Here is a 21,681-nt window from a genome sequence, read left to right as displayed (position 1 = left end):
TGAATATTGGTTAATAGACTGAATCAATCTTGAACGAAGAAAGCTTATACATCGTTGTGTTAAATTGGAATGGCTATGAGGATACCTGCCTATGTATTGACAGTATATTAAATAGCTCATTTGACAAGTATACTATTGTACTCGTGGATAACGGTTCTGAACTGGAACAATTAAATCGACTTAATGTATATTGTCAGAAGAAATTTAAACACATAGTGAACTACAATGGGAATGATGTCTTGATGACTGAACCACTACCTATTGGGGAAAGTTTAAAAAAAATTAAGAGTAACGATAAAATTGTAATAATCAAAAATGAGAGTAATCTCGGGTTTGCGCCAGGTAACAACGTAGCTTTAAGATTCATAAAAGCGATTGGCGGAAGGTACGCTATGCTCTTAAATAATGACACGGAAGTTTTGGAGGATTCTTTGTCTAAAATGTTCGAGGTCATGTTGAATAAAAAGCCAGCGACAGTGATACCCCAAATAAGGTATTTTAATCCCTCAGATATTATTTGGAATTGTGGCGGGAAAATTACATGGTATGGCGCTAGAAGGTATTATTATTTTAGAGAGCATACTTCAAAAGTTTCCAAAAAGGAGATATTACAGGTAGATTATGCTACAGGGTGTGCTTTAATGATGGATTTAGATAAGACGGGCTTGCTAAGTGAGAAATTTTTCTTTGGTGAAGAAGATTTTGAACTGTCTTTACGGTTGAAAAAAGCAAAACTTGAGCAGCTATGTGTACTTAATTCAATAATTTTGCATAAAGTGGGCACCTCAAGGAAAAAAGTATCGAGCGATAAATTAGGTCCAATATGTTATCACTATGCTATGAGATTATCGGATTTGAAAGATTATCAAAGCTTAATAAACTGGTATATTACAGTTTTTGCGCATATCGCAAGTTCATACATTGTGCTCAGAAGAGATACGTCTATTTCCCCTATAAAATTCCTTAGATTTTGGAAAACAACATTGAAAGTTGTTAAAAGAACAGATAAATTTACGAGAGAGATTTTTCTAAACCTCACAAGAAAAGGTATTTAATTCAGGTGGGGGAGACACCAAATATCAAGCTACTAAAAAAAGACAATTCTAAAGATGAGCAACATTGGCATTATAGGAAAGGTACCCCCTCCTATTGGAGGAGTCACTGTGCACGTTTCGAGATTATTAATATTGCTGAGAAAAGAAGGTATATCGTTCGATTTTTTCGATTTACAAGTAAAGAAAAAGCGAATATTGGTGTATTTTTTCTTAAAACATAAAGTCATACATCTCCATACTTCCAGTGTATACCTTCGCTTTCTTCTTTCGCTTGCATGTTTTTTCTTTTTTAAGAAGTTGATCGTCACTTTTCACGGGAATTTAGGTCGATATGGTGGGGTAAAAGATATCTTAGATAAATTGACATTGTACTTAGCGGCACTTCCGATAGTTTTGAATCATGCAAGTTATGATATTGCTTATGCTATAAATAAGAAGGTAAAGATGATTTCTGCATTTATTCCGCCACAAAAGGTGGAAAGCTTAGATTTTGCTACAATCGACAAAATCTCAAACCTTAAACAACAAAGAAGGTTATTTTGTACAAATGCGTTTAATGTATCTTTCGATAGGGATGGCAATGAAACATATCGTATATCTGATTTAGTGCGAGTTTTTGGTAAATATCAAGATATGGCTCTAATAATATCGGATCCGTCAGGTAATTATAAACTTTATCTCAAAAGCCTTAATATAGAAATTCCTCAGAATGTACTTTTCTTGGCATTTCCCCATGATTTTAATGCGGTCATTCATGAGGCGGACTGCTTTATTAGATTTACGTCAACTGACGGTGACTCTCTTTCCGTAAAAGAAGCTTTGTCTACCGGAAAGCAGGTTATTGCCAGTAACGTTGTGGATCGCCCAAAAGGAGTGATATTGGTGAGCGATTTAAACGATCTTGAAAATAAGTTGACAAGTTTTCATATTAATCATTCTTCTCCTATCTTCGAAGATACTGGCTCACGTGATTTGCTCAATCTTTACAAACAGCTTAATACTTTATGAAACAAATTATCCAATCATTTAAAACTGGAGAAACGATATTAGAAGAAGTACCCGCCCCCTTAATACGAAAGGGCAACGTCCTGATACAGACCACAACGAGCCTGGTGTCACTAGGTACTGAACGAATGTTAGTTGAATTTGGAAAATCAAACCTCCTTTCTAAAGCTCGTCAACAACCGGAGAAAGTGAAGCAAGTATTAGACAAGATTAAAACGGAAGGATTATTGCCGACTTTGGAGGCTGTATTTAATAAACTTGGAGAACCATTACCGTTAGGTTATTGCAATGTGGGTAGAGTCATAGCAGTAGGGGAGGGTGTAAGCGAATTCAAGGTTGGCGATCGTGTGGCTTCCAATGGACAACACGCCGAATATGTATGTGTTCCGAAAAATCTGGTTGCACATATTCCGGAGACTGTAACCGATGAGGAAGCCACCTTTACCGTAATAGGCTCTATAGGGCTACAGGGCATACGGCTTCTTAATCCAACTTTAGGCGAGACCGTAGCTGTAATAGGAATGGGCCTTATCGGATTGATAACGGCACAGCTACTTATAGCAAATGGCTGTCGTGTTGTAGGTATAGATATCGACGATCGTAAGCTTCAAATGGCTGCCGCTTGGGGAGTAATACCGTTTAATCCCAAAACAGGGGATGTAGTGAAGTTTGCTGAAGAGGTAACCAACGGAATAGGTGTTGATGGGGTTTTAATTACAGCATCAACAAAGTCAGATGAAATTATTTCTCAAGCCGCAAGGATGTCTAGAAAAAGGGGTAGGATCATACTGGTGGGAGTTATTGGTCTTAATTTAAGCCGCGCTGAGTTTTACGAAAAGGAGCTTACTTTCCAAGTGTCTTGCTCTTACGGTCCCGGAAGATATGACGATCAGTATGAACAAAAAGGAATTGATTATCCGCTTTCTTTTGTAAGGTGGACTGAAAAGAGGAACTTTGAGGCAATCTTACAGGCGATATCTTCTGGTAAGCTGCAGGTACGTGAGATGATAACGGAAATAGTACAGCTAGAAGATTATTTGCAAGTATACGGGAAAATAGGGTCTAGTAACGCAATTGCTTCTCTCCTTGCATATAATACAAATAATACAGATAAGCCGAATAATACCGTTAAGCTACGCGATATTGCCCTCCTGCCTTCAAACGGTACCATTGGAATCGTTGGATCAGGGAATTTCACGAAAATGACAATGCTTCCGGCTCTTAAGGGAACAGCCGTTAATTTAAAGTATATCGCTAGTCAAAGTGGTGTTAGTGGAACCGCCTTGGCCCAAAAATATCAAATATCCTGTTCTACCACCGATTATAAAGAGATATTAAATGACCCAGAGGTTGATATGGTTTTGATAACCACAAGACATAATCTACACGCCCCAATGGTTGTTGAGTCTTTACAAGCCGGTAAACATGTTTTTGTAGAAAAGCCATTAGCACTCAATTTGGACGAACTCAATAAAATAATAGAGATTCAGTCTCGTACAGGTAAATCAATCACGGTTGGATTTAATAGGCGCTTTTCGCCGCACATTATAAAGATGAAAAAGTTATTGGGGACGGCACAGATGAATGTCGTTGCCACTATGAATGCGGGACATATTCCAGATAACGTTTGGGTACATGACTTAAAGGTGGGGGGAGGTCGAATTATAGGCGAAGCTTGCCACTTTATTGATTTAATAAGCTTCCTTACTGGAAGTAGAGTGAAGGCAGTATGTGCAAATGCACTTGGAACTGATCCCGAAACAAATTCGGATAACGTTAGTATTCTTTTAAAATATGAAAACGGCTCAACCGGCGTTATCAACTACTTTTCAAATGGATCGAAGGCCTATTCTAAGGAGAGAGTTGAGGTCTTTTCACAAGAGCGGACGCTTGTTATGGACAATTTTAGAAGGACAGAAGGATTTGGCTTTAAGGATTTTTCGAGGTTAAAAACACCACTTGATAAAGGGCATCGACATCAATTCTGTCAACTAATTGAAAAAGTAAGGAACGGAGGAGAACCGCTAATTCCATTTGTTGAGATCGTTAATACTACAAAAGCATCCTTTGCTGCAATAGATAGTTTGAAGGATGGTAAATGGATTGCCATCAAATAATATTATGTAGCCTATAATAGTTTTAGATTAAAAGATGTTTCTCCAAAAGTTAAAAATAAGAAAATTGATAGGGGCGAAACACCTCTGATGTTGTCAAAATAAGGGGAATATATGGCAAATTTTTAGGCCTATACATTTAACATATATCTTTTTAAAGCGAAATTACATGGGGTTTACACCATTTCAGATTATCAAAAACATGGGCTTTCGGTATACGATTTACCGTGTTAGGCACGAATTGGAAAAGCGGTTGGGTGTACTCGAAAAAAGGCACCCTTCAAATGTATCACCGAAATTTTTTACAAGCCTAGATAGCTGGCGTAGTAATAATACGCTCTACTTCCAACCTGAAAACATCGTTTTAAAAAGAGAAAGAAACGCAAAGCTTAACGAGGATTTTCAGAAAATAAAAAGAGGGGAGATCTGCTTTTTTAATCATAAGTGGAAAATGTTGGGACTAGATTACGATTGGCTCACCAATCCAGAAACCGGTTTCAAGTACGATAAGAATACCCATTGGTCTAAAATCAATGATTTCAGTTCAACGGCTGGAGATATAAAATATGTTTGGGAGAAATCGAGATTTTCTTGGATTCTCGTCGTCCTGAGACATGATTATCATTTTCAAGAGGATCATTCAGATTTTGTTTTCTCAGAGATTGAAAGTTGGATTGACACAAACTCAGTCAATAAAGGGCCAAATTGGCGATGTAGTCAAGAAATTTCTCTTCGACTTTTCAATTGGTATTACGTATTATGTTACTATAAAAATTCTCCAAATCTAACAGAAAAACGTTGGGGAAAAATTCAAAATGTAATTTATTGGTCGCTACATCATGTATATCATCACATTGATTTTTCTAGAATTGCAGTACGAAATAATCATGCAATAACAGAAACACTAATGCTAAGCTTGAGCAATCTCCTTTTCCCTTTTATATCCGATACTGAAATGTGGGCGACAAATGGGAGGAAATGGTTTGAACAGGAGATTGCTTATCAAATATATGAAGACGGTACTTTTTTACAATTTAGTATGAATTATCATCGTGTAGTTGTACAGCTTCTTTCATTAGGTGTCTCGATTGCTGAATGGAAGAATGTCCCTTTTGCTAAAGTAGTATATGATAGAGCTTATAAATCGTTAAATTTTCTATATCAATGCATACAGGAAGAAAATGGTTTTCTGCCAAATTATGGTGCAAATGATGGAGCGCTTTTTTTTCCACTCACTAATTGTGGTTATCGGGATTATAGGCCTCAGTTAAATACACTCCACAAGCTTCTCACTGGCCGTCATATTTATCCAAGTCAAACGCATATCGCTGAAGATTCATATTGGACTACCTTACATCATGACAGTAGACATCGATATAAATTTGATCCGATTGAGAAGCATAAAGGAGTACTTTCATTTAAAAAGGGCGGATATTATCTTTTGCGAGAGAACGATTTGTTTATGCTTATTCGATGTGGTAGACATAAGGATAGGCCAGGGCATGCAGACAATTTGCATCTCGACGTCTGGTGCAGGGGGATCAACGTTCTTAGAGATTCGGGCACATACAAATACAATACGACAAAAGAATTTCAAGATTATTTTTCCGGTACACGCGGACACAATACTGTCATGATTGGAAGTCATTCACAGATGCAGAAAGGCTCAAGGTTTATTTGGTATTATTGGTCTCAAGCAAAAGGCGGAATGTGGGAGGAAACGAATGAAGCCTACACCTTCAAGGGAACGATCAGTGCGTTCCGTTTTTTAAATCCTAAAGTAACACATCATCGAGTGATAAGAAAGGAAAAGGGGAAAAACATGTGGACCGTGTACGATATGGTTGAGAATGCCCCGGATTTGTTAAAGTTCCAATTATGGCATCACGATCGAAGTCCGATTAATATAACGGCTAATGAAAATGGCAATGTAATCGAAGGGGAAGCTATTGAATCATACAATTCGGATTTTTATGGATCTATGCTCAAAGGTAAGGGGACCTCTTTTCGCTTTAAAAACAACATCATTACTAAATTTGCTCTAGAAGACTAAAGCCATGAAAATTTTACTATTACATCAATATTATCTCGAAGACGACGATGCTGGCGGGTCAAGGTGGAATGAAATGACAAAAACATGGACGAAAGAAGGTCATCAGGTAGTAGTATTAGCCGGGATGGTTCACGCAAATGGTCATAGAAAAAGGCAGGAATACAAGGGGAAGTATTTTGTAAAAAAACAACAGGGAGATGTAATGGTTTGGCGAAGTCACGTTTCCGAGTCATATAACAAAGGGTTTACTGGCAGGCTTTGGGGCTATTTTTCCTTTATGTTTTCGGCACTTTGGGCAGGCATATTTAAAGCAAAAGGGAAATTTGATGTTGTAGTTGTTACATCACCACCGCTTTTCGTTGGCTTTAGTGGGTATATTATCTCCCGTGTTAGACGGATACCCCTTGTATTTGAAATTCGAGATCTATGGCCTGAGTCCGCAATCGATACTGGTGTTCTGACAAACAAATTTATTATTAGATTTGCTTACTGGTTTGAAAGCTTTATCTATCGCAAAGCTAAACTAATAAACGTTCTTACGCCAGCTTTTTATAAAACCTTATTAGAAAAGAAAAGTGTCTCTCCAGATAAGCTTCTGATGATTCCCAATGCGTCTGACTTTAGCTTGTCAGAAACGTTGTTAAAAAATTTTAATAGAGAGGCTTTTAGAGAAATTCATGAGTTGTCTGGAAAATTCATCATTACTTATGTTGGAGCCCATGGCGTTGCAAATCACCTCGAGCAAATACTTAAGGCAGGAAAGCTTCTAGAAGATACGAATGTATTATTTTTGTTAATTGGTCAAGGGATGGAGAAGGAGAGGCTTAAACAATTGGCTACTGAAATGAATGTTAAGAATGTAAGGTTTGTTGATCCTGTTCCGAAGGCGGACGTCTTTAAGTACATATTAGCATCAGATATGGGAGCATCTGTGTTAAAAAAGGTCGATACCTTTAAGACGGTTTATTCCAACAAGACCTTTGATTATATGTCTTGTAAAACGCCTATTTTGATGGCGATAGATGGAGTGTCTCGTGAGCTTGTGGAAACTGCGCAAGCTGGATCTTATGTTGAACCGGAGAACATTTCAGAATTCGATAGAATTATAAGACAATATATATCCGATCCCGGTCGTCTTAAAGTAGAGGGAGAGAACGGATATAAGTATGCTCGAGAAAACTTTGATCGTGAAATTCTGGCGAAAAAATATATTAAGAGAATAAAACAAATTGTCAAGTAGCAAAATAATGTACAAATTTTTCATAAAGAGGTTAGCCGACTTTATTCTATCATTAATCGCATTTGTGATTGCCCTTCCAATTTTTGTTCTAATTGCTGTATTTCTTTTCTTTACCAACCGCGGAAAACCCTTTTTTCTGCAATCTCGTCCTGGAAAAAATGCTCAAATTTTCAAAGTCATTAAGTTCAAGACCATGAACGACAGAAGGGATCAGGCCGGAAATCTTTTGCCGGATGCCGAACGTTTAACTGCGATTGGAAGTTTTGTTCGTAGAACATCGTTAGACGAAATTCCGCAATTGCTAAATGTAATTAAGGGCGATATGAGCTTAGTGGGGCCGCGCCCTTTATTGGTTGAGTATCTACCGCTCTATAATGCGGAGCAAAAGAGAAGACATGACGTACGGCCTGGTATTACAGGCTGGGCACAGGTAAATGGACGAAATGCAATCTCCTGGCAGCAGAAATTTGCCTATGACGTTTGGTATGTGGATAACTTATCTTTTTCACTAGATTTAAGGATTATTTGGATGACAATCATGAAGGTGTTTAGGCGAGAAGGCATCAATGCTGAAGGAGAAGCGACTGTTGAGAGATTTAAGGGCAATTGATCGATTGTTATTGTTACATTTGTATAAACAGACAACAATGGGTGCAAAAATTTTAGGAATTGAGTATTTATTTCCAGATATAAAAGTAACGAATGAGGACCTCCAAACGGAGTTCCAAGAGTATGATATCTCTAAATTTGAGACTAAAGTTGGCATTAAGTGTAGGTATATAGCAGATAAAAATCAGACGGCATTAGACTTGGCTGTCGAGGCTTGTCAGAAATTATTATGCAAAGTCGAAAAGGAATTAATAGATTATGTTCTATATTGTACGCAAAGTCCAGAGTACTTTTTACCGACATCCGCCTGTATTTTACAGGACAGGTTGGGCTTACGAAAAAATATTGGAGCCTTGGATTTCAACCTAGGTTGTTCTGGTTATACTTATGGACTGAGTCTTGCCAATGGATTAATATTGTCAGGACAGGCTAATAATGTTCTGTTAGTGACGGCGGAAACATATTCGAAGTTTATAAACAAAGAAGATAGATCGAACCGTGCTATTTTTGGAGATGCGGCAACAGCAACTCTTATATCTAAAACACATGATGAACAAATAGGACAGTTCTTGTTCGGGACAGATGGCTCAGGCTACGATAAGCTTATAGTGCGTAATGGTGCTTCTAAGACACCTTTTACACCAAATGCAAATAAATTGGTGTACGGTTCTGATAACATATATACAGACAACGATTTATATATGGATGGGCCCGCAATCTTTAATTTCACTACAGAAGTAATCCCACCGTTTATTGAAGAGGTCGTAGCGGCTAATAATATTAACAAAGATAGGATTGATCAGTATATTTTTCATCAAGCTAATGCTTTTATGTTAAACCTTATAAGAAAGCGGCTAAAAATTGATCAAAGCAAATTTTACATATCTTTGGAAGATGGAGGTAATACTGTCTCAAACACAATACCAATAGCGCTAAAGAGATTTGCTGAGAGAAATATAGTTGATCTTAAGCTTTATAACGTTATTTTAGCGGGATTTGGTGTAGGGTTGTCTTGGTCGGGCGGATTAGTAAAACTTGGGAAGCTATTATAGTGCAAAAACGATAAAAAAATGACAAAGAAAGAATTTTTTTTCAATTTAAAAGACGAGTTAGAAGTCGAAGCAAATTTAGATGAGCATACTATGATCAAGGAGCTTGATGAGTGGGATTCGATGACTGCAATGGTTTTAGTGGGTTATGTGGCCGATAACTTTAATGTAACTATTTCCGCTAAAGATTTAGATGGGATAACGGATATAGCCTCCCTCATAAAAAAGATTGGCGAAGAGAAATTTGATTAAGCCCATGCGAAATTTTTTAATTACTGGAGCAACATCAGGTATTGGAAAAGGCATTTGTATCTCCTTGCTTCAGCAAGGTGAGAGGGTTATTGGGATCGGTAGAGATGTTACAAAAGTTTCCGACGTACTTGAGCAATTTCAAAGCTCTTTTCATTTTGTTTCAATCGACTTAAACTTGCCACTTGAAAATATATCGGAAATCGATACCTTGTTAAATGGTTTTGGTAAAATTCACGGAATGGTATACTGTGCAGGAAAGGAAGAGACGTTACCTTTATCATCATATTCTCACGAAAAAGTGAACGATATCTTCAACGTAAATTTTCACGGTGCATTTCAGTTGTTGCGTATGTTTTCTAAGAAAAAATCGTGTCATGACGGTGCTTCATTTGTGTTTCTCTCCTCAATAATGGGTGAACTTGGCCAACCTGGTAAAACAGCGTATTGCTCTTCAAAAGCAGCTATAATAGGTTTAGTACGTGCAGCAGCACTAGAGCTTGCCTCGCGAGGAATACGGGTTAATTCAGTTTCTCCTGGAGTGGTAGAAACTCCTATGACGGCACACTTGTTTTCGATTATTGGCAAAGAAAAAGAACGAGAGATTAAATCCATGCACCCGTTAGGATTTGGAAAAGTTGACGATATAGTCTCTCTTATTAGTTTTCTTCTTTCAGATAATAGTAAATGGATTACAGGACAGAATTTTAAAATAGATGGAGGATATTCGATCAAGTAAATCTAAGTTTGTAATCATTGGAGCTGGTGGCCTCGGACGAGAATTGCAGAGTTGGGTTTCCCATTCTTCTAACTTTTCAGAGAAACTCCTATTGCAGGGATACTTGGATGACAATAAGGGTGCACTAGACGGATTTGCAAATCAATATACTATTTTAGGATCAATCTCGGATAGAAATATAAAAAAGTATAAGAATTGTTTGATGGGCATTGCGAATCCAGGAATTAAAAAGGATCTAGTGTCTAAAATCATTTCACTGGGCTCGTCAATATTGTCATTTAAGCATAGTTCATGTTTAATAGGTGACAATAATATAATCAATCGAGGGGCCGTGCTATGTCCGAACGTAATAATAACCTGCAATGTTAAAATTGGAGAGTCGGTTTTCTTGAATTTAGGTAGCCAAGTCGGACATGATGCGCAAATAGGTGACTTCACAAGCATTATGGCAAACGTAGATGTTGGTGGAGGTGCAGTAATAGGTGACGAGGTGTTTATAGGGTCGAACGCCGTTGTCTTACCAGGCGTAAAAATTCCCGATAAAGTAATAATTGGAGCGGGTGCTGTGGTCGTTAAAAGCATCAAAGAGATAGGTACCTATTTTGGAAACCCTGCGAAGAGAATATTTTAAAGTGTAATATAGTGAACGAAAAAATATGGCTCTCTTCTCCTCATATGGGAGAAATGGAGCAACAATATGTCAAACAAGCTTTTGATACCAACTGGATTGCGCCACTAGGGCCACATGTAGATGGCTTTGAGGGAGATTTGGTAGCTTTTACCAAAACAGGACACGCAGCAGCCTTAAGTGCTGGCACAGCAGCCCTACATTTGGCGCTAATTTTATTAAATGTGAGCGCGGGGGATGAAGTGATTTGCCAGTCGATGACCTTCTCCGCTTCCGCTAATCCAATTGTATACCAAGGGGCGGTTCCTATCTTTATAGATAGCGAAAGGGATACTTGGAATATGGATCCCGAGCTGCTACGAGAAGCAATCGAAGATCGTTTATCCAAAGGTAAAAAGCCAAAAGCCATCATCCCTGTACATTTATACGGTATGCCGGCTAAGATGAAGGAAATTATGGCTATAGCAGAAGAGTTTGCTATACCTGTAATCGAGGATGCCGCAGAAGCGCTAGGATCTACCTTAGACGGAAAGGCAATGGGTACTTTTGGGACACTTGGCGTGCTGTCATTCAATGGGAATAAAATTATTACAACTTCAGGAGGCGGCGCATTAATTTCGGATAACGAAGGCTATATTAAGAAAGCACGCTTTTTAGCTACACAGGCTAGAGACGCAGCACCTCATTACGAACATAGCCATATCGGCTATAATTACCGTATGAGTAACGTATGTGCGGCCATCGGAAGAGGGCAAATGGGAGTGTTGTCTACGCGCGTGACACAGAGAAGAAGGAATTTCGATTACTATCGAGAACATTTAGGAAACATAGCGGGTCTTTCCTTCTTAGAAGAACCGGAAGGAATGATTTCCAATCGATGGCTCTCTACCATTCTTATTGATCCAAAAGTGGCTGGTATAACAAGAGAGGACGTTAGAGTTCACTTAGAAAAGGACAATATCGAGTCTCGGCCGTTATGGAAACCCATGCATATGCAACCGGTCTTTAAAGATGCTGCCTATTACGGACAAGAAGTGTCTAGAGGATTGTTTTCCAATGGATTATGTTTGCCTTCGGGATCCAATCTGACAGAAAAAGATCTATCCCGAGTTGTGTCTCGAATGAAAGATTTATTACCAACGGGATAATATGTATAATTTTGTATACATTTTTTGCCTACTTGCTAACAAAAAATGTATATTTATGAAGACAACGTTAAATGTTATAGATATCCACTTTGTTCACTATTTTTTAATCGATACGATCTTTTTTCATTAAATTAACCTAATTTACGGCATTACTTTTGCTGCTACTAACGTATTTTTCACAAGATACGGCTGACTGTGTATTTTTGTGCAAAAATCCGAAAATTGGGAATTAACAAGAGGGGAGAACGACTAATAATTTTGTGATCGATTATTTTTATGCTATGTAAACCATTTCATTACTTGGCTTACCATAATTTTTGCGTATTTTTGAAAACTAATTAATTGATTGAATGTTAGTTGATGTGTAGCTGTTGTTAGTTGTATGACGGTGAATAGGGTTGCTTATTTAGTAGCAAATATAAAAACTTAGCTAATGAGGAAAATTTTACTGGATAATAAGGTACTTCCAAGATGGATTATCTTTTTAATCGATTTGGTGTTGGCCAGTTGGTCTTTTGTGTTAGCTTATTTTATTTCAGAAGAGTTTAAGTTCCCAGAGATTTTACGAGGTCATTTTTTTATCTATACCAATCTCTACGTAGTTATTTGCATTCCTATCTTTTTCCTCTTTAAAGTTCATGTAGGCCTAATTCGTTATTCAAATATGCGTGATATGCTGCGAATATTTACGGCGATGCTCGCCGCGAGTACGCTGTACACCGTCGTAATACTCACACTTGTTGAGCCTTATTTCAACATACATAGCCTTCGAGTGAGGGAGGTTTTACTGATTAACTTTTTTATTGGCTCTACTTTATTGATTTTTTTACGGATCGCTGCGAAAGGCACTTTTCAATATTTTCATGATAAACTATCAAAAAGAGATAAGATTCATGTATTGATCTACGGATCAGATGACAAGGCGGTGTTGGTAAAGCAGGCCTTAGAACGAAGTGCAACCTCGAAGTTCATAGTGGTGGGCTTTATAGATAAAGATCGGTCTAAACTGAACAGTCTAGTAGAACAAAAGCGCGTATTTCACATCAAGGACCTGCCACGTTTGAAAGCTACCAAGAATGTGGATAAACTTTTGCTATTAAATGACCGATTGGATGAACGGGATAAACAGGTGGTGATCGAACGGTGTTTACGTCTCGAAATTCAGGTGGTTACTGCGCCTACTCCGGATAAATGGTTGTCGGGTACTATAGGCGAATTGCAAATCAAGAATTTGCGAATTGAAGATTTGCTACAGCGCCCACCTATTGAAATTGATAATGCAAAAGTAAAGGCAGACTTATTTGACCGTAGGGTATTGGTCACGGGAGCAGCAGGCTCCATCGGTTCAGAGATCGTTCGGCAAGTAATGAACTACCATCCGCGTGTGTTGATTTTATGCGATCAGGCGGAATCTCCTTTACATGAAATACAATTAGAAGTGGAGGAATCTTTTCCCGATGTTCGTTGTGAGATTGTGATTGCCGATGTGCGTAACCGACACCGCATGGAAAAAATGTTTCGGCAATTGCGCCCGCAGGTTGTTTATCATGCCGCGGCTTATAAGCATGTACCTCTGATGGAAAACAATCCGTGCGAGGCCGTACATACTAATGTGAAGGGTACGCGTATAGTGGCGGACTTATCCGTGCAATATGGTGTGGAAAAGTTTGTAATGATTTCTACCGATAAGGCGGTGAACCCGACAAATGTAATGGGAAGCTCTAAACGGATCGCAGAGATTTATACGCAAAGTTTAAATAGTGCGCCTTTTAATAAAAATACCCGCTTTATCACGACGCGCTTTGGTAATGTGTTAGGATCTAACGGCTCGGTTATACCACGATTTAGGGCTCAAATCGAGAAAGGAGGGCCTATTACGGTTACGCATCCGGAGATTACTCGTTATTTTATGACCATTCCGGAGGCGGTTCAGTTAGTGCTAGAGGCTGGTACTATGGGAAAGGGTGGTGAGATTTTTGTTTTTGATATGGGCAAGCCGGTTAAGATCGTCAACCTGGCAAGGAAAATGATTAAGCTAGCAGGATTGCAACCCGGTGTTGATATTGATATTGTATTCACGGGTTTGAGACCTGGCGAAAAGCTCTACGAGGAGTTGTTGAATTCTGAAGAGTCTACTTTACCTACCCATCATGAAAAGATTAGTATTGCACGCGTGATTAACCATGATTACGTAGACGCATGTCTAGCTATTGACAGCCTGTTGAGCTTGTCAAAAGAGGGAGATAACATGGCAGTAGTAAAACAAATGAAAGCCATTGTGCCGGAATTTTTAAGTAAAAATTCACCTTACGAGGAGTTGGACGAGGAGCAAGAAGTTTTATAGAGTACTTGCTTTTATAGAGAGATCAGCAAAGCAAACGCGTGAAAAGAACTTTACATTTTTGTTGAGAGAAATTGCAAAAGTATAAAATTTTTGTATTATTTTTATTGCAATCAGCCCGGTTCGTAATAAGTATTAATTGACTTTTAAGAAAACTCATATGAAGCTTGAAAGTAGAATTCGAAGTGATAGGAGAGCTTTCTATTAGAAGACCGCCAACTGATATGCTGTTTTAATATCAATGTACTATTAAAAAGAGATACAATGCTTTCTATATTTAAATCAGCGACTGTTCGATTTCCCATTGCGGAAATATTACATACTGATATGCATGCACATATCTTACCAGGTATTGACGACGGAGCCGATAATGTAGAAACATCCATTGCATTGATTCGGGGCTTAAGAACCTTAGGGTATAAGCGGTTTATTGCAACACCTCATATTATCAGCGATTTACATCCAAATACCAAAGAAACTATTGAATCCGCTTTCCATCAATTAAAACAAGCCTTACTCGCCGAACAGATGGATGTCGATATTGATTACGCAGCCGAATATATGATGGATGAGATGTTTGAAGGCTTGATGGAAAAAGGACCACTATTGAAGTTAGCAGATGACTACGTGTTGGTGGAAACGATGTTTATGGCCGAACCACCCAATTTAAGTACAGTGTTATTCGATATGCAAACGGCAGGTTATAAGCCGGTGGTAGCCCATCCTGAACGTTATCATTTTGTCTTTAATAAACCGGCAAAGGCCGAACGCATGAAAGATCGGGGCGCCTTACTGCAAATCAATGCCTTATCCTTGACCGGTTATTATGGTAAACACGAGAAGCATACCGCTATTCAGTTACTGGAAGCGGGGCTGGTGGATTTTATTGGAACTGATATACATCATGAAAGGCACTTAAAGGTGCTGACTAATTTTGTCATTGATCGGAAGGTGGCCGATTTACTGGAAAAAACCGCTTTTAAAAATAAAAGCTTAAAAACGGTATTGAATGAATGAGGGGTATCGCAGTCCCTTTGTTGTTAAAAGGTGGACGCTCAGCAAGCAAGCTGAGCGTTTCGTTTTTGTACTCCTTTTGATGCCATTTTGTACACGGGAGGGCTGTTTTAGTACGTAAAAAGTAGATAGTCTCCGGAGAAATCCAGCCATGAACTTTCAATAAGTATATGGATTTACTCGGCATCTATAACGAATTGTAAATAATTTTTACCTTTACCATTATGTACAAAATAAAATATTTATTAACGATCCTATTTATTGGACTGACCTCGTTATCTGTAGTATATGGACAGTCCGTTAACAATGATACCCTACGGGTGTTAGCCATCGGCAATAGTTTTTCGGAAGATGCAGTAGAGCAGTACCTATATGAATTGGCTGACGCGGCGGGGAAGAAGATCGTTATTGGTAATTTATATATTGGCGGTGCTCCGCTATCACTCCATTGGGAGAATATACAAGGCAACAAAGAAACCTATCGCTATCGGAAAATTACGGCCGATGGCCTTAAATCAACGCATGAGCAGGTAAGTATCCTTACGGCATTGCAAAGTGAACCCTGGGATTATGTCTCCCTCCAACAGGCCAGCCCCTTATCGGGTAAGTTCGACACTTATGTGGAGCCGCTTGCCGGTATCAAACATTTCCTGGATAGCGTACAAGGCCCTGATGTCAAATTCATTTGGCACCAAACTTGGGCTTATGCGCCTAACTCTACACATGCCGGATTTGCTAATTATGGAAAAGATCAACAACAGATGTACGACGCTATTATGAAAGCCTCTGCGGAAGCTAAGGAGCAGTTTGGTTTTGATCTACTTGTGCCATCAGGAACGGCCATTCAAGATGCGCGCACTACTTTTCTGGGGGATAATCTCACCAGAGATGGCTATCATCTAAACCTGCATATCGGGCGGTTTATTGCCGCTTGTACCTGGTTTGAATCGCTTTTTGGCGAAGAGGCACCAACTGATCGCTATCGTCCCGAAGGCGTCACGCCTGAGGAAGCGGAAGTGGCTAAGGAAGCCGCCCATGCAGCGGTAAAAAGGCCATTTAAGGTCACGAAACTGAAAGTTAAGGCACTTGGACAGGAAATTGCTAAGTAGGGATAAGTTTTAAGTTATATGTTGTAAGTTCTAAGTAAGGGTCTGCGTTACTGCCATCCTACTGCAACCCTTTTAGGGGGTAGAGTATAAGCTGGTTCCATTTGAGAGTGACGTATTATAGAAAAAATAGATGTCCGAATACATGAAAACCTATCCGGACATCTATTGGGTCAACTCACTATCTACCTAATGCAATCCGTATCGCTTCTTCTACCGGGCTACAGGGGTCGGTGCTGCTGATACTAAAGTCGCTCTTAAGTAACAGCGGTGGTTGTGCCATAAACTTCGGTACCAAACCACGATGCCGTTGAGCAGCATGAACCAGAAACGGATGACAGAGATATACCGTGCCAGCCTTTCCAATGGCGAGTGCTTCCTCTCTTGCCGATAATTCGGATAACTTTCCTGCCAATTCCATAAACGAGAAGCCCTTTTCACCTTCCGGTTCCAGTAATCTGGCAACATCCGAATGCGAACCTTTTAGGATTCGAGTAGGTGCATCCCGCTCGCTAACGTCCGAAAACAGAAATAGCATGAGTAGGCCTCGGCCTTTTGAATATACATTGACACGAGCGGAGAAAAAGTCATGGGGATCATCACCGGGAAAACTTGCATCGACATGCCAGCCAGTGTCTCCCGAATCAACTTCCGACGGGAAGCGAATCGGAAAGGCGCCCATGCTCATGCAGGGAGCCATTTCCCTTCACCAACCAATTGGTCGAACGCTTGGTGAAGAATAGCGGTATTGGCTGCTTCGATGAAGGGTTCCTGTGTATACATACCTAGCCAAACCACCGGCTGTGTCCAGGTACTACGGTCACTGGGATCGGCCGGAATATCTTTCCATAAGATACTTCTCGCTTCACGGGCAAGATCAGCAGAAAAGGCGTTGTCAATACGGATAAAACCGTCTGTAATAAATGACTGTATTTGTTGTGGATTTAAGAAGTTTTGCATAATGTTTATTATAAAAATTCAAACAATAAAGATTTTGTGCCGATGTGAGGCATTACACTTCAAGGATTGAAAATTTATATTATAGCATTACAGTCATTCTCATAGGGCAAATGTAACAATTCTTGTCAATATTATAAAAGTCGGCATAGGCACCTGACGAACTAGACTTTTTAAAAAAAATAAAAATAATTTTGTACTAATTGGTAAAGTATTTATATTTGCAGAGTCAAAAGGAAAATAAGATGGCAGGAAGACCAAAAATATACGATGAAGAAGCGGTGCTGGATAAGGCGATTGGGGTCTTTTGGGAAAAGGGCTATGAGAACGCTTCGGCGGACGATTTATTGAAAGCGATGGGTATTGGAAAGGGGAGTTTTTACTTTGCCTTTAAAGGAGGAAAACAGGAACTCTTTGAAAAATCGATGAAGCGCGTAGCCGATCAATATTTCCGGGATTTCCGTAAGGCAGTGATGAGCTGTGAAAATCCCATTCAATTGATCAGGGAGTTTTTCTTCTCGTTGGCCGGTGCCGAGTCGCCGGTTGGAGAACGCGGCTGTTATTTTGGTAACGCCCTGGTGCAGATCAGTGAGAGCGATGCCGGATTGAAAACAGTTGCGGCTGAAAGCCTTGGTTTGTTAGAGTCTATTTTTCAGGAAGCTATGGTGAGAGGAAAAGAACTGGGATTATTAAAAAGCAGCTATGATCCAGCCTTGCTTGCAACTTACCTGATCAATTTATGGAATGGCTTTAATGTTACCAAACGCATGGTCACTGATCCGGAAAAACGGCTCGCATTGATGAAAATGAATTTGGAACCGATTCAATAAAAAAATTTCATTAAAACTGTACTAAATAGTACAAAACAACTAGATTAAAATTAATATTCACCTCAAAAATCAAACAAAAATGAAACGCAAAGCAACAGCCGTATGGAACGGCGACATCAAATCAGGAGCAGGTCATTTAACTACCCAAAGTACGACCTTAAACAAAACACAGTACTCGTTTAATAGCCGGTTCGCCGAGGGCGTAGGTACCAATCCGGAAGAATTGTTAGCAGCAGCACATGCCGGATGTTTTACCATGAAGCTCGACCTGGATCTTACCCAAGCAGGTTATACCGTGGACGAACTGGAAACTACTTCTACCATTACACTTGACAACGGCAAGATTACGCTGTCGGAACTAAACCTGCAGGCAAAAGTACCGGGAATCACCGAGGAGGAATTCCAAAAAATAGCCAAAAACGCAGAACAGACCTGCCCGGTAAGTGGGGCTTTTAGTTTCGAAATTAAACTGAATGCAACGCTGGTGGCTTAAAATTAGGACGGCTTGCTCAATCCCATTGCTCACGTGCCGGCTGTACAGAATGCCTTGCTACAAGCGGCAGCAGTATTGAAAGAATCGCTTAAATAACATGCTCTTGAACGAAGTGTACTCAAAAATGGAGTCACTTCGTTTTTAGAACATTTAAAGTTATAGACCTTAAGGCCTGGACATTTGTGCTGTAGCGTTCATCAAATTCGCAGCATCATACATTTTATGTACATAGACAAGGTAGCTGTTTTTTTTTGCATGTAATTGCAAACGTAGTTCATCAATTAGTCCACCTTCTTCCACTTGCTCGCGGGATTCAAAACCTACAAAAGCGGAGTCTACTGCGAAGTGAAAGGAATCCCGTGTTTCATCATCTACGTGCCGGACAATCGTACTATCTAATAACTCATATCGGACCGTATTCGACGGCCGTAGGCAGACTAAAAACCCTTCTTGTCGAACGATGCGATCTGCTGCTTCAAAGTCTTGTTGTAAAGCATATTGAAGCAATCGATGCTCATTATCGATCCCGAAACGTTGTTGCAGGCCTCCCAATTGCTTGCCGGTTAGTGTGAGTGCCGCATAAGCAACTGCCACTACAATCGTCATCAGCAGTAAAGCCACCACCAACTCAATGATAGTAAAAGCGGCTAACTTAAGGTGTTTCATAGCTTTTCTTTTGAATGATTTTTCGATAGCTGGCTAATGACTTCTCTTGTTTATTGAAGGCTTCCAATTCGATCAGCAATAATTGATCACTTCCTTCATAATCGGTTACTCTTTGTTGTATTTCTATATCGTTTTCGAGCTGGTAGGTGTGATCTTGCGGGTCATCTAACCCGCTACTTGCCTCGCCTGCTAAGACCCTTAATTGCTGCTGTAAACGTAACTTCGGACTGCTGGAACTGTTAATGATGCGTACATAGGTCATGGTAGCGATACCAAACACCACCATAATAATTACCAAGGCAACAATAACCTCCACCACTGTGGAGCCCTGTAATTTCTTCCCAACTTGTTTTGCGTTTAGTGTAACCATTTAACAATTCCTCCTTTCCCCGCTGTTTGTAAGAGTGCGCTTTCCAGATAATGGCGCGAACGTTTCGTATAATCGATGACGGCATCCAGCAAAAAATTGTCATACAGGGAAGAAGGTGTTTGCAGCACGAAACGTTGGCAAGTGACACTTCCAAAAACGGAACCTTTTAGCTCCAACATACCATCTGCATACACCTCACCGTGAATTTCGCTTCCCGGTTCCATTCGAATGCGGTTCATAAAGTCGGTGGCCGAAGTGGCAGCTACACTAAACACCACGCCGTGGATTTTGGCATCTTTGTGAATGGCTATTTCCGGTGTGAATTCCTGTACGCTATTTTCGGTGCGCCTTTCAATAAGTCCAAGTGCCGACGGATAAGGAAGTTCGACATTTTCTTCAACCAGAATGGAGTCTTGAGCAAAGGCCTGTAACGTGCCTTTAAAATCCTTTGCAATCTTAATTTTAGGTGCGATAAAGATGGCGTGTTCTATTTGGGCCGAGCTAGGCAGATATATAACTCGCTTGGATACCACCACCACTGCCCCCTTCAAACTCAGGTTCTCCAGCGAAATCGAATCTTCGCTCGAGAGAATAAGTGGCTTTTGGTAAAAGCTTCTGTTTACGGAATCTTTTAGGGTATAAAAGGAAAGGACCGAATCGCTTCGGTTTTTCAAGCTGTCGTAGTTCAACAGTTTAATCTGTTCAATCAATGCAGTATTGAGTGCGGGCAATTTCTTCTCACTGTTTTTGATATCGCCGTAAACGGTGGTGTCGCCTTCATACGCTTTATCTTCGATATAGGCTTTTCGTATACCGGCCGGTGGCAAATAGGCTGTGCCGCGAATGACTGATTTACCGGAGATAGATAAGGGGCGATCGTCGTCTTTTAAATAAAGGGCATAAGCTTTGTCGTATTGAATGGCATTGCCCTTTAAAAATACTTTTTTCAGGGTATCTATTCCCTCAAAAGATTTAATTATAGCAATTTCATACAGTCCCCACGGATAATGTTGTAAACTTATGCTATCTGTTTCTTCTTTGAATAAGTCTATTAATTCTTCTTCGCTAGTTTTTTCGGCATAAACTTGACTGAGAAGCAGTGATGTGCCAGACTCCAGATTCCGTTCCAATTTCAATTTGCGGAGGAGTAGTGAAGTTTCGTTACGGTTATAGCGTAACAAAAGGAGCATCAAACCCAATAGAAGTGCCATAATAGTCGCTATACCTACTACGCTCAATAAGGCTCCGGCTTTTAGTTTGCGAGGTTGATGCATGTACAAATATAGAAAAAGAGCAATAAGCAAAGCACGTCTGGAAGAAACGAGTTCAGACGTTAGGAGAAAAATAATATTTTTAATAGATTATGTTACATATAATTACTATGCGGTAAAGCTGGATAAGGTGAAAAATGAATTAGCAGCCATAAGAAAGGGCCATTAGCCATAATCAACAAATTAATTTATTAACATTTTTTGCGAGAGTTATTTTTCTACTCTATATTTAGCACGGAATAAAGGATGCCGCGTCTAAAAAATAACCTTTACTTAGCGAATATTTGGAAGCGGCTGTGTTAAAATCAACGGAAAAACCTATGCGGAAGCGATCAACCTTTAAGTTTAAGCGTAAACTAAAAGCTTTTTCTTTGACAGAAGTGCTGGTGGTATTGGTCATCATCGGTATCCTGGTGTTATTGGCTTTGCCCAATCTGATGCCGCTGATCACCCGTGCAAAAAGTACGGAAGCGAAAGTGCAGCTGGAACATGTGTATACCTTAGAAAAAAATCATTTCTTCGAACGTTCAAAATACAGTACCGACTTAACGGATATTGGTTTTGAACAAGAGAAACTGACAACCGATGGCGGACAGGCTAACTACCGGATCGAAATTGTAGATGCCGGTACAACTACCTTTCTGGCCCGGGCCACTGCCGTCGTAGATTTCAACGGCAATGGCACCTTCAACGTTTGGGAGATTGATCAGGATAAAAACCTAAAGGAAACGGTTAAAGACTAGC

The 21,681-nt window shown here is 39.7% G+C and carries 22 protein-coding genes; 17 read left to right on the top strand and 5 right to left on the bottom strand.

The window, feature by feature from the left end:
• Positions 1-29 precede the first annotated feature (29 nt).
• From E0E36_RS00245 to E0E36_RS00180, 14 genes are all read left to right on the top strand, one after another.
• Complete coding sequence (locus E0E36_RS00245; RefSeq protein WP_130854354.1) at positions 30-1,055, top strand: glycosyltransferase; 1,026 nt, start codon at positions 30-32, stop codon at positions 1,053-1,055.
• Positions 1,056-1,187: 132 nt separating this feature from the next.
• The gene (locus tag E0E36_RS00240) at positions 1,188-2,063 is read left to right on the top strand and encodes a glycosyltransferase family protein (RefSeq protein WP_130854353.1); all 876 of its coding nucleotides are present in this window, start codon (positions 1,188-1,190) and stop codon (positions 2,061-2,063) included.
• The gene (locus E0E36_RS00235; protein WP_130854352.1) at positions 2,060-4,177 is read left to right on the top strand and encodes a bi-domain-containing oxidoreductase; all 2,118 of its coding nucleotides are present in this window, start codon (positions 2,060-2,062) and stop codon (positions 4,175-4,177) included. Before E0E36_RS00240 ends, E0E36_RS00235 begins: the two co-directional genes overlap by 4 nt.
• Positions 4,178-4,343: 166 nt before the next feature.
• Positions 4,344-6,227, top strand: a complete 1,884-nt coding sequence (locus E0E36_RS00230; RefSeq protein WP_207303704.1) for an alginate lyase family protein — start codon at positions 4,344-4,346, stop codon at positions 6,225-6,227.
• Positions 6,228-6,231: 4 nt separating this feature from the next.
• Entirely contained in the window at positions 6,232-7,467 is a 1,236-nt protein-coding gene (locus E0E36_RS00225) for a glycosyltransferase family 4 protein (protein WP_130854351.1), read from the top strand.
• Between the two features lie 7 nt (positions 7,468-7,474).
• On the top strand, positions 7,475-8,077 hold the full coding sequence (locus E0E36_RS00220) for a sugar transferase (RefSeq protein ID WP_130854350.1): 603 nt from the start codon (positions 7,475-7,477) through the stop codon (positions 8,075-8,077).
• A gap of 37 nt (positions 8,078-8,114) precedes the next feature.
• A complete protein-coding gene (locus E0E36_RS00215; RefSeq protein ID WP_130854349.1) occupies positions 8,115-9,128 on the top strand; it encodes a 3-oxoacyl-ACP synthase III family protein in 1,014 nt (337 codons plus the stop codon).
• Positions 9,129-9,146: 18 nt separating this feature from the next.
• Positions 9,147-9,377 carry a phosphopantetheine-binding protein gene (locus tag E0E36_RS00210; protein ID WP_130854348.1) on the top strand — a complete coding sequence of 77 codons (231 nt, stop codon included), beginning with the start codon at positions 9,147-9,149 and terminating at the stop codon, positions 9,375-9,377.
• Between the two features lie 4 nt (positions 9,378-9,381).
• Positions 9,382-10,113 carry an SDR family NAD(P)-dependent oxidoreductase gene (locus E0E36_RS00205; RefSeq protein ID WP_130854347.1) on the top strand — a complete coding sequence of 244 codons (732 nt, stop codon included), beginning with the start codon at positions 9,382-9,384 and terminating at the stop codon, positions 10,111-10,113.
• The gene (locus tag E0E36_RS00200) at positions 10,091-10,744 is read left to right on the top strand and encodes a NeuD/PglB/VioB family sugar acetyltransferase (protein WP_130854346.1); all 654 of its coding nucleotides are present in this window, start codon (positions 10,091-10,093) and stop codon (positions 10,742-10,744) included. The genes E0E36_RS00205 and E0E36_RS00200 overlap by 23 nt, the downstream gene beginning before the upstream one ends.
• Positions 10,745-10,755: 11 nt before the next feature.
• The gene (locus E0E36_RS00195) at positions 10,756-11,889 is read left to right on the top strand and encodes an aminotransferase class I/II-fold pyridoxal phosphate-dependent enzyme (protein WP_130854345.1); all 1,134 of its coding nucleotides are present in this window, start codon (positions 10,756-10,758) and stop codon (positions 11,887-11,889) included.
• Between the two features lie 433 nt (positions 11,890-12,322).
• A complete protein-coding gene (locus E0E36_RS00190; RefSeq protein ID WP_130854344.1) occupies positions 12,323-14,233 on the top strand; it encodes a polysaccharide biosynthesis protein in 1,911 nt (636 codons plus the stop codon).
• A 261-nt stretch (positions 14,234-14,494) separates the two neighbouring features.
• On the top strand, positions 14,495-15,247 hold the full coding sequence (locus E0E36_RS00185; RefSeq protein WP_130854343.1) for a tyrosine-protein phosphatase: 753 nt from the start codon (positions 14,495-14,497) through the stop codon (positions 15,245-15,247).
• A 221-nt stretch (positions 15,248-15,468) separates the two neighbouring features.
• Positions 15,469-16,353, top strand: coding sequence for a DUF4886 domain-containing protein (locus E0E36_RS00180; protein WP_130854342.1), 885 nt, complete (start codon positions 15,469-15,471; stop codon positions 16,351-16,353).
• A gap of 178 nt (positions 16,354-16,531) precedes the next feature.
• Here the strand turns inward: E0E36_RS00180 and E0E36_RS00175 are convergent, their stop codons facing one another.
• Both E0E36_RS00175 and E0E36_RS27960 read right to left on the bottom strand, forming a co-directional pair.
• Entirely contained in the window at positions 16,532-17,038 is a 507-nt protein-coding gene (locus tag E0E36_RS00175; protein WP_242627099.1) for a phytanoyl-CoA dioxygenase family protein, read from the bottom strand.
• Positions 17,035-17,310, bottom strand: a complete 276-nt coding sequence (locus E0E36_RS27960) for a hypothetical protein (RefSeq protein ID WP_242627098.1) — start codon at positions 17,308-17,310, stop codon at positions 17,035-17,037. Before E0E36_RS27960 ends, E0E36_RS00175 begins: the two co-directional genes overlap by 4 nt.
• A gap of 242 nt (positions 17,311-17,552) precedes the next feature.
• Here E0E36_RS27960 and E0E36_RS00170 point away from each other — a divergent pair, with 242 nt between their 5' ends.
• Positions 17,553-18,137 (top strand): TetR/AcrR family transcriptional regulator, encoded by a 585-nt coding sequence (locus E0E36_RS00170; RefSeq protein ID WP_242627097.1) that lies wholly within the window; start codon positions 17,553-17,555, stop codon positions 18,135-18,137.
• 79 nt (positions 18,138-18,216) lie between these two features.
• Positions 18,217-18,630, top strand: a complete 414-nt coding sequence (locus E0E36_RS00165) for an OsmC family peroxiredoxin (RefSeq protein WP_130854340.1) — start codon at positions 18,217-18,219, stop codon at positions 18,628-18,630.
• 165 nt (positions 18,631-18,795) lie between these two features.
• Here E0E36_RS00165 and E0E36_RS00160 read toward each other — a convergent pair whose 3' ends face one another.
• The 3 genes from E0E36_RS00160 to E0E36_RS00150 are packed head-to-tail and all read right to left on the bottom strand — an operon-like array spanning position 18,796 to position 20,940.
• On the bottom strand, positions 18,796-19,296 hold the full coding sequence (locus E0E36_RS00160) for a PulJ/GspJ family protein (protein WP_130854339.1): 501 nt from the start codon (positions 19,294-19,296) through the stop codon (positions 18,796-18,798).
• On the bottom strand, positions 19,283-19,666 hold the full coding sequence (locus E0E36_RS00155) for a hypothetical protein (RefSeq protein WP_130854338.1): 384 nt from the start codon (positions 19,664-19,666) through the stop codon (positions 19,283-19,285). The genes E0E36_RS00160 and E0E36_RS00155 overlap by 14 nt, the downstream gene beginning before the upstream one ends.
• Entirely contained in the window at positions 19,654-20,940 is a 1,287-nt protein-coding gene (locus tag E0E36_RS00150; RefSeq protein ID WP_130854337.1) for a hypothetical protein, read from the bottom strand. The genes E0E36_RS00155 and E0E36_RS00150 overlap by 13 nt, the downstream gene beginning before the upstream one ends.
• A gap of 317 nt (positions 20,941-21,257) precedes the next feature.
• Here E0E36_RS00150 and E0E36_RS00145 point away from each other — a divergent pair, with 317 nt between their 5' ends.
• Positions 21,258-21,680, top strand: coding sequence for a type IV pilin protein (locus E0E36_RS00145; protein WP_130854336.1), 423 nt, complete (start codon positions 21,258-21,260; stop codon positions 21,678-21,680).
• Position 21,681: the final 1 nt, after the last annotated feature.

This window comes from Olivibacter jilunii (assembly GCF_900607235.1).
GTDB classification, from domain to species: domain Bacteria; phylum Bacteroidota; class Bacteroidia; order Sphingobacteriales; family Sphingobacteriaceae; genus Olivibacter; species Olivibacter oleidegradans.
The sequence above is the reverse complement of the archived record's forward strand: the minus strand, read 5'-3'. Positions and strand labels throughout refer to the sequence as shown.

Bases quoted from the DNA above. Each gene is read 5' to 3' on its own strand.
- E0E36_RS00230 (WP_207303704.1), top strand. From the start codon at position 4,344: ATGGGGTTTACACCATTTCAGATTATCAAAAACATGGGCTTTCGGTAT.
- E0E36_RS00210 (WP_130854348.1), top strand. From the start codon at position 9,147: ATGACAAAGAAAGAATTTTTTTTCAATTTAAAAGACGAGTTAGAAGTC.
- E0E36_RS00215 (WP_130854349.1), top strand. From the start codon at position 8,115: ATGGGTGCAAAAATTTTAGGAATTGAGTATTTATTTCCAGATATAAAA.
- E0E36_RS00170 (WP_242627097.1), top strand. From the start codon at position 17,553: ATGGCAGGAAGACCAAAAATATACGATGAAGAAGCGGTGCTGGATAAG.
- E0E36_RS00220 (WP_130854350.1), top strand. From the start codon at position 7,475: ATGTACAAATTTTTCATAAAGAGGTTAGCCGACTTTATTCTATCATTA.
- E0E36_RS00160 (WP_130854339.1), bottom strand. From the start codon at position 19,296: ATGAAACACCTTAAGTTAGCCGCTTTTACTATCATTGAGTTGGTGGTG.
- E0E36_RS00145 (WP_130854336.1), top strand. From the start codon at position 21,258: ATGCGGAAGCGATCAACCTTTAAGTTTAAGCGTAAACTAAAAGCTTTT.
- E0E36_RS00180 (WP_130854342.1), top strand. From the start codon at position 15,469: ATGTACAAAATAAAATATTTATTAACGATCCTATTTATTGGACTGACC.
- E0E36_RS00185 (WP_130854343.1), top strand. From the start codon at position 14,495: ATGCTTTCTATATTTAAATCAGCGACTGTTCGATTTCCCATTGCGGAA.
- E0E36_RS00235 (WP_130854352.1), top strand. From the start codon at position 2,060: ATGAAACAAATTATCCAATCATTTAAAACTGGAGAAACGATATTAGAA.
- E0E36_RS00165 (WP_130854340.1), top strand. From the start codon at position 18,217: ATGAAACGCAAAGCAACAGCCGTATGGAACGGCGACATCAAATCAGGA.
- E0E36_RS00225 (WP_130854351.1), top strand. From the start codon at position 6,232: ATGAAAATTTTACTATTACATCAATATTATCTCGAAGACGACGATGCT.
- E0E36_RS00190 (WP_130854344.1), top strand. From the start codon at position 12,323: ATGAGGAAAATTTTACTGGATAATAAGGTACTTCCAAGATGGATTATC.
- E0E36_RS00205 (WP_130854347.1), top strand. From the start codon at position 9,382: ATGCGAAATTTTTTAATTACTGGAGCAACATCAGGTATTGGAAAAGGC.
- E0E36_RS00175 (WP_242627099.1), bottom strand. From the start codon at position 17,038: ATGAGCATGGGCGCCTTTCCGATTCGCTTCCCGTCGGAAGTTGATTCG.
- E0E36_RS00150 (WP_130854337.1), bottom strand. From the start codon at position 20,940: ATGCATCAACCTCGCAAACTAAAAGCCGGAGCCTTATTGAGCGTAGTA.
- E0E36_RS27960 (WP_242627098.1), bottom strand. From the start codon at position 17,310: ATGCAAAACTTCTTAAATCCACAACAAATACAGTCATTTATTACAGAC.
- E0E36_RS00200 (WP_130854346.1), top strand. From the start codon at position 10,091: ATGGAGGATATTCGATCAAGTAAATCTAAGTTTGTAATCATTGGAGCT.
- E0E36_RS00155 (WP_130854338.1), bottom strand. From the start codon at position 19,666: ATGGTTACACTAAACGCAAAACAAGTTGGGAAGAAATTACAGGGCTCC.